The 10,044-nt window shown below is 69.5% G+C and carries 10 protein-coding genes; 2 read left to right on the plus strand and 8 right to left on the minus strand.

Translation table 11 applies throughout. The features are described from left to right. Positions 1 to 25: 25 nt before the first annotated feature. Both ACIRGA_RS33825 and ACIRGA_RS33830 read right to left on the minus strand, forming a co-directional pair. Positions 26 to 820, minus strand: a complete 795-nt coding sequence (locus ACIRGA_RS33825; protein ID WP_400949054.1) for a hypothetical protein — start codon at positions 818 to 820, stop codon at positions 26 to 28. Beyond that, positions 817 to 1,785, minus strand: a complete 969-nt coding sequence (locus ACIRGA_RS33830; protein WP_400949056.1) for an Acg family FMN-binding oxidoreductase — start codon at positions 1,783 to 1,785, stop codon at positions 817 to 819. The genes ACIRGA_RS33825 and ACIRGA_RS33830 overlap by 4 nt, the downstream gene beginning before the upstream one ends. 268 nt (positions 1,786 to 2,053) lie before the next feature. Here ACIRGA_RS33830 and ACIRGA_RS33835 point away from each other — a divergent pair, with 268 nt between their 5' ends. Beyond that, positions 2,054 to 2,530 carry a universal stress protein gene (locus tag ACIRGA_RS33835; RefSeq protein WP_400949059.1) on the plus strand — a complete coding sequence of 159 codons (477 nt, stop codon included), beginning with the start codon at positions 2,054 to 2,056 and terminating at the stop codon, positions 2,528 to 2,530. A gap of 15 nt (positions 2,531 to 2,545) precedes the next feature. On the opposite strand, the gene ACIRGA_RS33840 is transcribed toward ACIRGA_RS33835, so the two are convergent. Genes ACIRGA_RS33840 through ACIRGA_RS33865 form a run of 6 tightly spaced genes read right to left on the minus strand, consistent with a single transcriptional unit; the run spans position 2,546 to position 9,010 of the window. Then, the gene (locus ACIRGA_RS33840) at positions 2,546 to 3,628 is read right to left on the minus strand and encodes an acetate/propionate family kinase (protein ID WP_400949061.1); all 1,083 of its coding nucleotides are present in this window, start codon (positions 3,626 to 3,628) and stop codon (positions 2,546 to 2,548) included. 51 nt (positions 3,629 to 3,679) lie between these two features. After that, positions 3,680 to 6,067, minus strand: coding sequence for a phosphoketolase (locus ACIRGA_RS33845; protein ID WP_400949064.1), 2,388 nt, complete (start codon positions 6,065 to 6,067; stop codon positions 3,680 to 3,682). Beyond that, complete coding sequence (locus ACIRGA_RS33850) at positions 6,064 to 6,963, minus strand: universal stress protein (protein WP_400949068.1); 900 nt, start codon at positions 6,961 to 6,963, stop codon at positions 6,064 to 6,066. The genes ACIRGA_RS33845 and ACIRGA_RS33850 overlap by 4 nt, the downstream gene beginning before the upstream one ends. Continuing rightward, a complete protein-coding gene (locus tag ACIRGA_RS33855) occupies positions 6,960 to 7,565 on the minus strand; it encodes an HPP family protein (protein ID WP_400949071.1) in 606 nt (201 codons plus the stop codon). Before ACIRGA_RS33855 ends, ACIRGA_RS33850 begins: the two co-directional genes overlap by 4 nt. 10 nt (positions 7,566 to 7,575) lie before the next feature. Then, positions 7,576 to 8,490, minus strand: a complete 915-nt coding sequence (locus ACIRGA_RS33860) for a universal stress protein (RefSeq protein ID WP_400949074.1) — start codon at positions 8,488 to 8,490, stop codon at positions 7,576 to 7,578. Then, positions 8,474 to 9,010 carry a flavodoxin domain-containing protein gene (locus ACIRGA_RS33865; protein ID WP_400949078.1) on the minus strand — a complete coding sequence of 179 codons (537 nt, stop codon included), beginning with the start codon at positions 9,008 to 9,010 and terminating at the stop codon, positions 8,474 to 8,476. The genes ACIRGA_RS33860 and ACIRGA_RS33865 overlap by 17 nt, the downstream gene beginning before the upstream one ends. 172 nt (positions 9,011 to 9,182) lie before the next feature. Here ACIRGA_RS33865 and ACIRGA_RS33870 point away from each other — a divergent pair, with 172 nt between their 5' ends. Further along, complete coding sequence (locus ACIRGA_RS33870; protein WP_400949080.1) at positions 9,183 to 9,836, plus strand: 4a-hydroxytetrahydrobiopterin dehydratase; 654 nt, start codon at positions 9,183 to 9,185, stop codon at positions 9,834 to 9,836. Positions 9,837 to 10,044: the final 208 nt, after the last annotated feature.

Raw genomic sequence — 10,044 nt, forward strand, 5'->3', positions numbered from 1 at the left:
ATCCGGTTCTCCGTCGCGCTGTCCGTCATGACGTTCTTCGCTTCTGTGCCGGGGTTTTCCGAGGTTCTTCGACCACGACGACCGCCTGGGGGAAGCCGGGGACACCCTCGACGACGCCGAGCGCGCCACGGACCGCGGGGGCGTCGAAAGGCTCCGTGAACGCGGCGCTCTCCAGGCCGTACTCGGTGGAGGTGAGCAACAACCGCTGTGTGACCGCACCGGCCCGGACGAGCTGTTCCCGGGTTTCCGTCACGGTGGCGACGAGGAACGCGATCCAGGAGACCTCCGGGGTCGCCTTCCTGATGATCTGCCCGCCCACCTTGGGCAGATCACGCACATCGGACGGCCTGAGCCCCCGGACCCGGACGCCGTCGGCCTCGCTCGCCTCGGCGACCTCTCGCCCCCACGTCACCACCGAGGACGGAGCCGGCTTGGTCCGTCGCCCGGGTACGGCGGCGAAACGGGCGAAGTCGGCCGCCACGGGGCGGACCCGACGCTTCGTCCGGAGCCTGGCGACCCGATCCAGCGCGAGCGCGTCGCAAGTCAGGTCGGTGAGGGGCGCCCAGCCCAGTATCCTGATCGCGCAATCGAGATTCGCCACCACCGCCCCGCAGACGATCAGCCGCGCACGCCCACCCCGGTCCCGCACCCAATGGCTGCTCGCGAGACGTTCGTACAGATCGATCGAGTCCTCATGGACCGAAAGTGTCCAGACGTCGTCGATCCATCGCTTCGGCACCTGACGTGCGGCCGCCACGAGGATCCGTTTCTCCTCCGTCGACCAGACGTGCGCGGGGATCCCGGTGAGCGAAGCCGTCATGGCCACTCCCCCTCGGCCCGGTCGCGGGCGACCGCTTCGATCGGGCGGCGTGGTGTCTTCACACCCGGATAGCCGTGACCGAGCCTGAAGATGGTCTGGGGATGGCCGGCGCCACCGAGCAGGTCACGCAGTTCGGCGCGAACGGCGGCGATCTCGATCGGCTGGGAATAGAACGAAGCGCTCAGTCCGGCGTCCGTGGCGGTGAGCAGCACCCGTTGCATCGCGCACCCCGCGCGGACCTGGGAGATCGGCGCGTCGTTCGGCATGGTCAGCACCGCGACCAGCGGGTCCCGCTCGAAGACGCGGAGAGCGCCGCCCTCGTTGACGTACCGCTCCGGGAGCAGGCCACCCGCGGAACGGGGCCCGCCCGCGTAGGTGGGAACACCGTCGTCCTCGGCGGTTTGCCGGGTCCATGCCCGGAGTTCTCGCTGGAAGGCCGCGTCCAGGCGTTGGACGTGGTCGGCTCGGCGGATGAGTCCCGCGGTCGCCTCCAGCAGACCGGCTTCGTCGAGCAGGACCAGCCGTGCCCCCTCCTCACCGGCCGCCTCGCGCACGGCGGTCCGTACGCGGAGTGGCACCGGCTCGCCGGTGAAGGGGTGGCGGTTGCTGTATCGCCGGGGAATCGCGGCGGCGAGACGTCGTTCGGTCGTGGTGGGACGGTGCCGGGGCCCGAGCGCGACCCGAGCCAGCAAGGACGGCCTCGCCCGTTCGGGCGCCAGCTCGACCTCACCGGCTCGGCCGGCGGCGGCGATGGCGAGACGCAGGTTCAGCAACGCCGCGCCACAGGCCAGCCGCGCCTCACGCGCGTCCGGATCGCAGGCGTCGAGGATCCGGCTTTCGTCGAGCACGACGTCGATCGTGTCCGGCGCCAGCTCGAAGATCCACGGCTGCGAATTGTGCGGTGACGGCGCGCGCACCGCGGCGCGCAACGCGTCCGCGACGACCGTCGAACGAGTGAGGACCATCGTGCTGCACCTGCCTTTCGACGATCTCAGCGTCTCGCGTGGCGCCCGAGGACGGCAGTGGCCGTGGGCCCGGTGTGCCGGGACCTTCGGCACCGCTGGTGAGGCGACGGCGAGAGAGCCGACGGTCCCGCCCGGCCGGGACCTCCAGCCGTATTCCCGGCCCGCCCGGCGGATCGAGACTGGGCTTCAAGCGAGTACGCGACGTCATGACCAGCCCGGTCGCCGGCGAACCACTCCGTGCCGGGCCATCCGCGCAAAGGAATGAGCCATGAACACGAAACCCGACAACACCCGCCACCTTCTCGTGGGCGCCGACGGCTCGGCCGAAAGCGAGGAGGCGATCCGGTGGGCCATCGCCGAAGCCGCCGCCGTCGGCGACAAGGTCGAGGTCCTGATGGTTCTGCCAAGGGAAGAACTCCTTCCCGGCACGTCGTTCGCCCTTCAGCCGCACGGCAGGGTCCCGGTGAGGAAGAACTACTCGCTCGACGACGCGGTCGCACGGATCCAGAGCGGGCTTCGTACGGGCGTGGAGGTGAAAACCTCGCTGCGGCATGGGAATCCGACGTCGGAACTGCTCGCGGCGGCGTGCGATGCCGACCTGCTCGTACTGGGCACGGGCGCGAAGAGCGCGGTCGGCAGGCTCTTCTTCGGCAGTGTTTCGACGGCCTGCGTCAGGCACGCGACGTGTCCCGTCGTGCTGGTGTCGACGCAGGCCGTTCATCGGTTCAGCCCCACCCCTTCCTGATCTTCCGGGCGGCCGCTACACGTGTTCCGGCGAGAGAACCGCCTCGGCGTCCCGTGCCAGTTCGACGTCCTCGCCCGTTCCCATGGCGAAGACGGTCACCGGCGCGTCGTCCGGGCCGATCACCCGGTCACCGGTCCCGAGACAACGAGCCGGATCGACGGAGATCCCGAACACGCCCAGCCTCCCGGCCAGTCGCGCGATCAGCTCCGGCTGATGCTCGGTGACCCCGCCGGTGAACACGACGGCGTCGATCCGGTCGAGGCTCGCCGCCATCGCGCCGATCTCGCGGCGGATCCGGTGCAGGTAAACGGCGACGGCCGAAATCGCGTCGGGATCCCCGGCCGCTTCACGGGCCAGGACGGCGCGAAGGTCCCCGTTCGTCCCGCTCATCCCGGCGAGACCGGAACGGTGGTACAGCGCGTCTTCCATCGCTTCGACCGACATCGGCGCCGTTCGCAGGACGTGCAGCACCAGCCCCGGATCCACCGAGCCGGACCTGGTCGCCATCGCCGGCCCTTCCAGCGGCGTGAAGCCCATGCTCGTGTCCAGGCTCCGGTCACCGCGGATCGCGGTCACCGAGACACCGGCACCGAGATGGCAGCACAGGAGCCGCGGCTCCTGTGCTGCGAGGAGTTCCGCCACCCGGCGCGCCGCGTGACGGCACGAAAGGCCGTGGAATCCGTAGCGCCGCAAGCGCCCTTGAGTGGTCCATTCCCGTGGTAGCGCGTACCTCGACGCTTCTTCCGGGAGGTGGGCGTGGAAGGCCGTGTCGAACGACGCGCTCACCGGCAGGCCGGGCCGCGTCCGGAACACCTCCCGCGCGAGGCGGACGGCCTGCGGCTGGTGAAGCGGCGCGAACGGGCTGAGCTTTTCGAGCGCGTCCACGACGTCCGGGGTGAGCCGGACCGGGCCGGATCTCGACCCCCCGTGCACGAACCGGATCGCCACGATGTCCACTGTGGACCATCGATCGAGTGCCTGTCGGGCGGCGTCACGGGCGTCGTCCAGGCTCATGGCGGCCCACCCGACCGGCGTGCCGTCGACGACCAAGGACGACTTCAGGCTCGAAGAGCCGGGATTCAGCGTCAGGACACGCATGAAGACTCCTTCGGGCGCGCGAGGATGGTCGGCGGAGATGCGCGGGGGCCGTCAGGACTCCCAGGCCCAGTCACGGATTTCGGGGAGATCCTCACCGTGTTCGACGATCCACCGGTGGTGCCGTTCGCGCGCGTCCGTCATCCGCTGCCGGACAGCGCCGGACCGGGCGAGCAGTCCGGGCACCCGGTCGATCACGTCGGTCACGAGCTGGAAGCGGTCCATGTCGTTGCGCACCAGCATGTCGAACGGTGTCGTGGTGGTCCCGTGCTCGATGTAGCCGCGTACGTGCAGGTCGTCGTGGTTCGTTCGCCGGTAGGCCAGCCGGTGGATCAACCAGGGGTAGCCGTGATAGGCGAAGATCACCGGGCGGTCGGTGGTGAACAGCGCGTCGAACTCGCGGTCGGTCATCCCGTGCGGGTGTTCCGCGGCGGGTTGCAGGCGCATGAGGTCGACCACGTTCACCACCCGGACCGTGAGTTCGGGCAGGTACTCCCGCAGCAGCTTCGCCGCCGCCAGCACCTCGACCGTCGGCGCGTCGCCGGCACAGGCGAGCACCACGTCGGGTTCGGAATCCGGATGGGTACCCGCCCATTCCCAGATCCCGGCGCCGCGCGCGCAGTGCACCGCGGCTTCCTCTTCGCCGAGCCAGACGGGGCTGTCGTTCTTGCCCGCGACGATCACGTTGACGTAGTCCCGGCTGCGCAAGCAGTGGTCCGCGACCCACAGCAAGGTGTTCGCGTCCGGCGGCAGATAGACCCGGACGACTTCCGGGCTCTTGTTGGCGACATGGTCGATGAAACCCGGATCCTGGTGGGAGAACCCGTTGTGGTCCTGCCGCCAGACGTGCGAGGTCAACAGGTACGTCAGGGACGCGACCGGCCGCCGCCACGGGATCTCCCGATGTACCTTGAGCCACTTGACGTGCTGGTTGAGCATCGAGTCGACGATGTGCACGAACGCCTCGTAGCAGGAGAAAAGCCCGTGCCGGCCCGACAACAGATAGCCCTCGAGCCAGCCCTGGCAGAGATGCTCCGAGAGCACCTCCATCACCCGGCCGTCGGCGGCGAGATGCTCGTCGACGGGCTCGATCTCGCACAGCCAGGTCTTGGCCGTCACGTCGAAGACCGCGTCGAGCCGGTTGGAGGCGGTCTCGTCCGGCCCGAACAGCCGGAAGTTCGCCGCCTTCCGGTTCAGCGCGAACACGTCCCGCAGCCAGCGCCCGAGCACCCGCGTCGGTTCGGCGACCGCGCCGCCCGGCCGGACCAGCGGGATCGTATGCGACGGCACCGGTGGCAGCTCCAAGGGCCGCAACACGAGACCGCCGTTGGCGTGCGGTGACGAACCCATCCGGTGCTCACCGTGCGGGATCAGCGCGGTGACTTCGGACGTCGGCCTGCCGTCCTCGTCGAAGAGCAGCTCCGGCCGGTAGGAACGCAGCCAGTCCTCCAATTGCCGCAGATGCCCGGGGTTCCCGCGCGCGTTCGGGATCGGGACCTGATGCGAGCGCCAGGTCCCTTCGACCGGTTTACCGTCCACAAGGGACGGTCCGGTCCAGCCCTTGGGGCTGCGCAGCACGATCATCGGCCAGCTCACCGAACCCGCCGGCCCGCCCGCGGCGCGGGCCCGCACCTGGATTCCGTCGATCTCGTCCAGCGCGCCGTCCACCGCCGCGGCCATGACCTGGTGCATGACGGCCGGATCGTCACCCTCGACGTAACGCGGGGCGTACCCGTACCCGCGCAGCAGCTCGTCGAGCTCGGTGCCACTGATCCGCGAGAGCACGGTGGGGTTGGCGATCTTGTACCCGTTCAGGTGCAGGACAGGCAGCACCGCGCCGTCACGGGCGGGATTGACGAACTTCCCCGAGTGCCAGCTGGTCGCCAGCGGCCCGGTTTCCGCTTCACCGTCGCCGACGACACAGCCGACGACGAGGTGCGGGTTGTCGAACGCGGCGCCGTAGGCGTGCGCGAGGGAGTAGCCGAGCTCGCCGCCCTCGTGGATCGACCCCGGCACCTGCGGCGCCACATGGCTGGGCACCCCACCGGGGAAGGAGAACTGCCGGAACAGCGTGCGCAGGCCGTTCTTGTCGTAGGGGACCTCCGGCCACGCCTCCGAGTAGCTGCCTTCGAGCCAGGTGTTCGCGTAGAGCGCCGGGCCACCGTGACCGGGCCCGGTCACGAACATCGCGTTCAGGTTTCGGCGCACGATGGCCCGGTTCAGGTGGGCGTAGACGAAGTTCAGTCCTGGAGACGTACCCCAGTGCCCGAGCAGACGCGGTTTGACGTGCTCGGGTTTCAGCGGCGATTCCAGCAATGGATTGTCCATCAGGTAGATCTGGCAGGCGGCGAGATAGTTCGCCGCCCGCCACTGAGCGTCCACTTGGGACAACTCGGCAGGAGTCAGCACCGCGGGCGCGGCGGGAGCACTGAGCACGGTCACCGCGACTTCTCCGGCCGGACCACCATCACCGGGCACTCCGCGTGATGCGCGAGCGCCTGACTGGTCGAGCCGAGCAGCTGACCGGTGAATCCACCCCGGCCCCGGCTGCCCACGACCACCAGCTGCGCCTTGGCACTCCACTCCAGCAGGGCATGCCGCGGCCGATCCTGCACGACAACCCGCTCGACCTCGACGTCCGGGTACTTCTCCTGCCAGCCCGCGAGCCGTTGCGCCAGCAGCCGTCGTTCCTCGTCCTCGATCGACTCCCACTGCACGACAAGCCGTGCCATACCGTAGGCGTCGTCATAGGTGACGTCCCGCCACGCGTGGACCGCGACCAGGCCCGCCTTCCGCCACGCGGCCTCTTCGAAGGCGATTTCCAGCGCGCGCTCGCTCAGCGGGCTGCCGTCGATCCCGGCCACGATCGGGCCCTCGGCCGGATACGCGGTGGTGTTCTTCCGGCCCCGCATGACCACCACGGGACAATGGGCGTGGGCGACGACCTCCGACGCCGTCGAACCGATCGTCATCTCGCCGAAGAAGCCCTTGCCGGTACCGCCGACTACCACCATCGCCGCCGCTTGCGAGGCGTCGATCAAGCCGGGCACCGGGGAGTCCGGCGGCATCCGGGTGTCCACGTCCACCCCGGGTGCCACCGAGTGCGCCTGACCGACCGCCTCCTCCAGGACGCGCTGACCTTCCTCGGCGAGGATGTCGTACCAGGGCGCGGGGCCCGCCAATCCCCCGCCGTAAGCCAGCTTGTCGACGCGCAGCGCGTGCACGACGAGCATCTTCAGCCGTCGTTCTTCGGCGACGGCGGCCGCCCACCGTACGGCCGCCCTTCCCGGCTCGGTCCCGTCCACTCCGACGACGATCTTCCGGTCCGCCGCGTTCATCGTTCGTCCTCCTGATAGGTCACTTTCGCTTCCACGACACCGGGAACCGCCTCGGCCAGCAGTTGGGCCACGTGGCGATCGGTGCCGCTGTCGTAGGCATCGCCCACTCGCGCGACGCCGTCTCGTACTTCGACCGTCCACCGGCCCGGTCCGCCGTAGATCGCCAAGTGATGGCGGACGTCCGCGGCGATCGCCTCGTCGGAACGGGCGAAGGCCCGCACGAAGTCGCCTCGCGTGAGGATTCCGACCACCTTCGAACCGTCCACGATGGGCATCGCGCGGATACGTCCGTCGAGCAGAGCCCTGCCGACGTCGGCGGCGTCCGCGCCGGTGCCCATCCCCGTGGCCGGTGTGGTCATCACCTGAGCGACGGTCAGCCCCGGCCGCGGCCGCGCCTCGTGGTCCGGACCCGAGCGGACGTCGTGCGGGAACCGGTTCCTGATCAGATCGGCCTCGGTCACGATGCCGATCAGCCGGTCGTCGTCGTCGATCACCGGCAACGCGGTGAATCCCTTTTCCGCCAGCAGTTCGGCGGCGTGTTTCGCGGTGGTCCCCGGTGTCACCGTGACGACCGGGGCGGACATCAAGTCCCGTGCTCGCATGCTGAGCTCCTCACTCGTGTTCCCGTCCGGGCAAAGCCGGACGAACGACCGCCACAGGACATTCCGAGTGCGCGAGGAGTGCCTGGCTCGTGGAGCCGAGCAACATCCCCTGGAACCCGCCACGACCTCGCGACCCGACGACGACCAGCTGCGCGCGTTCGCCGAAGCCGAGCAGCGCGCGGACCGGACGGCCGCGGGCGACCACCGTCTCCACGTGTAGATCGGGGAACTTGGCCAGCCAAGGCGCGAGTTGTTCGTCCAACGCCTGTCGCTCCGCCGACTCGATCGCGTCCGGGTCCACCGTCAAGGCGTGCGCCCTGGCCGATTCGTGGTCGGTGACCTCGTTCCACACCCTGAGCACGATCAGATCCGTGCCGCGGAGCGCCGCTTCGTCGAAAGCGAAGGCCAAGGCCGCGTCGCTCGACTCGGAACCGTCCGTGCCCGTGACGACGGGACCGGTCTCCGGTGGAACGTCTTCCGGCAGCTTCCCTCTCGCGACGACGATCGGGCAATGCCCGTGCTGCGCCAACGCCACCGCCGTCGAACCGACCAGCAGACCGGTGAAGCCACCGAGGCCGCGGGAACCCAGCACGATCAGGCTCGCCGTCCGCGATTCCTGGATCAACGCGGCCACCGGGGCCCATTCCCGCGCGGAGGACTCGACGATCAGCTCCGGATAGCGCTCGGCCACCTCGTCGGAGGCTTCGGCGAGCCATCGCGCCCCTCGTTCCTCGAACGCCGACCGGAGCGCCTCCGCGGACGGCACCACCGCGGGCATCCTCACCTGAGGGACCGCGTACACATGGACCAGCCGGAGCCGCTTCCCCCGCTTGACGGCCTCGGCCGCGGCCCACACCGCGGCCCGCCGGGCCGATCCCGAACCGTCGATCCCTGCTACGACCGCGCCTTCAGCCATGCTGGGCATGACCGCTCACCTCTTTCGTCCGGGCAGGCCGCACCGCGGCGGCGATCTCACCGGCCCAAGCCCGCACCGCCGGCCAGTCCCGGTAGTCACCGTCCTTGACCCGGAGCGCCGTCACGACCGCTCGTTCGGGGAACCGCAGCAGGCTCCGGTCGATCCGGCCCGGGAACACCACGTGCTCGCGCGCACCGGACGACACCATCAGCCGGGCGACGTCCACGGGGTCCTCCGCGGGCTTCGGCGGTGTCCCCACCGGGCCGCTGGAGAACAACCACACGTTCTTGGTCCTGAGGGCTTCGGCGTGCTCGCCGACGACGTCTTTCGCCTGCTCGAGCCATTGCCCCAGATACACGCCGCTGCCCACCAGAACGACGTCGAACTCGTCCACCGACGTGACGTCCTCGGCCCTCGACACCCGCACGGTCGCGTGACCGCGCAGCTCCGAGGCGAGGGCTCGGCCGATCTCCTCCGCGATCTCCCAGGTCCCGCCGTGGCGGCTGGCCGCCGCTACGAGCATCTTCATTTCGCTCTCCCGTCTGGTCTCTTCCAGCTTCGACCAGTGAGGAGTTCAGGAGGAGAGACCGAAGTCCCGGCGGGCCGGGCCCACAGTCCCGGCTTGATCGCCTCGGTGGCACGGCTCAGTTCGCGAGGTCGGCCCGACCGGCGACAGATCGCCGACCTGGGAACATGATCCGATGACCAGACTGACCGGACAGCAGATCGCCGACGAAGGGCTTCACGGGTGGGCCTACCTGCTCCGTGGCCTGCAGACCCGCATCGTCTCCCGGAATTTCGCGACCGGCCTCGCGATCGTCGACGCCATCGGCAAGGCGGCCGAGGAGATGAACCATCACCCCGACCTCGACCTGCGCTACGGCCATGTCGACGTGCGGATGACCAGTCACGACGAACGCGGGGTCACCGACCGCGACATCCGGCTGGCCCGGACCATCACCTCGATCGCCGCCGACGCGAACGTACGGTTGGAGTCCGCGGACGTCTCACGGCTCGAGCTCGCCCTCGACACGCCGGCCCACGAGTCGGTGCTCCCGTTTTGGGCCACGGTAATGGCGATGGACCATCTGTCCGGGCCCGAATTCGGCGACGAACTTCGCGATCCGGCCGACGGCCTGCCGACCATCTGGTTCCAAGCCTCCGGCAGCGAGGAACCCCGTCAGCGCTGGCACCCGGACATCTGGGTGGAGCCCACGCAAGTCCAGCCCCGCATCGACGCGGCACTCGCCGCCGGCGGCACGCTGGTCAGCAGCGCGGACGCGCCGAGGTATTGGGTGCTCGCCGATCCTGAAGGCAACCGGGTCTGTTTGTGCACCTGGCAAGAGCGCGACTGAGCCGCGGGCCGCGCCAGGCGGTGTCCTTTACGTCCACAAAGGACGCTTGGTGGCGGCCTGAGGTCTGCTTGAGGCACGGTTTTCAAGTGGTGTCGTGAGTAGCAATGAGGGTTATTGAGGGGTAAGTCAAACGTGGCATGGTCGGTGCGGGTGGGTCGTGTGGGGGGATTTGTGGTGGTTAACCAAACACCACACAAACACCCCCCCG

The sequence above is a fragment of the Amycolatopsis sp. NPDC102389 genome (assembly GCF_044765885.1).
Taxonomy (GTDB): domain Bacteria; phylum Actinomycetota; class Actinomycetes; order Mycobacteriales; family Pseudonocardiaceae; genus Amycolatopsis.

Coding starts and splice junctions, on each gene's coding strand:
- ACIRGA_RS33825 (WP_400949054.1), bottom strand. CDS start 820: ATGACGGCTTCGCTCACCGGGATCCCCGCGCACGTCTGGTCGACGGAG.
- ACIRGA_RS33830 (WP_400949056.1), bottom strand. CDS start 1,785: ATGGTCCTCACTCGTTCGACGGTCGTCGCGGACGCGTTGCGCGCCGCG.
- ACIRGA_RS33835 (WP_400949059.1), top strand. CDS start 2,054: ATGAACACGAAACCCGACAACACCCGCCACCTTCTCGTGGGCGCCGAC.
- ACIRGA_RS33840 (WP_400949061.1), bottom strand. CDS start 3,628: ATGCGTGTCCTGACGCTGAATCCCGGCTCTTCGAGCCTGAAGTCGTCC.
- ACIRGA_RS33850 (WP_400949068.1), bottom strand. CDS start 6,963: ATGAACGCGGCGGACCGGAAGATCGTCGTCGGAGTGGACGGGACCGAG.
- ACIRGA_RS33855 (WP_400949071.1), bottom strand. CDS start 7,565: ATGCGAGCACGGGACTTGATGTCCGCCCCGGTCGTCACGGTGACACCG.
- ACIRGA_RS33860 (WP_400949074.1), bottom strand. CDS start 8,490: ATGCCCAGCATGGCTGAAGGCGCGGTCGTAGCAGGGATCGACGGTTCG.
- ACIRGA_RS33865 (WP_400949078.1), bottom strand. CDS start 9,010: ATGAAGATGCTCGTAGCGGCGGCCAGCCGCCACGGCGGGACCTGGGAG.
- ACIRGA_RS33870 (WP_400949080.1), top strand. CDS start 9,183: ATGACCAGACTGACCGGACAGCAGATCGCCGACGAAGGGCTTCACGGG.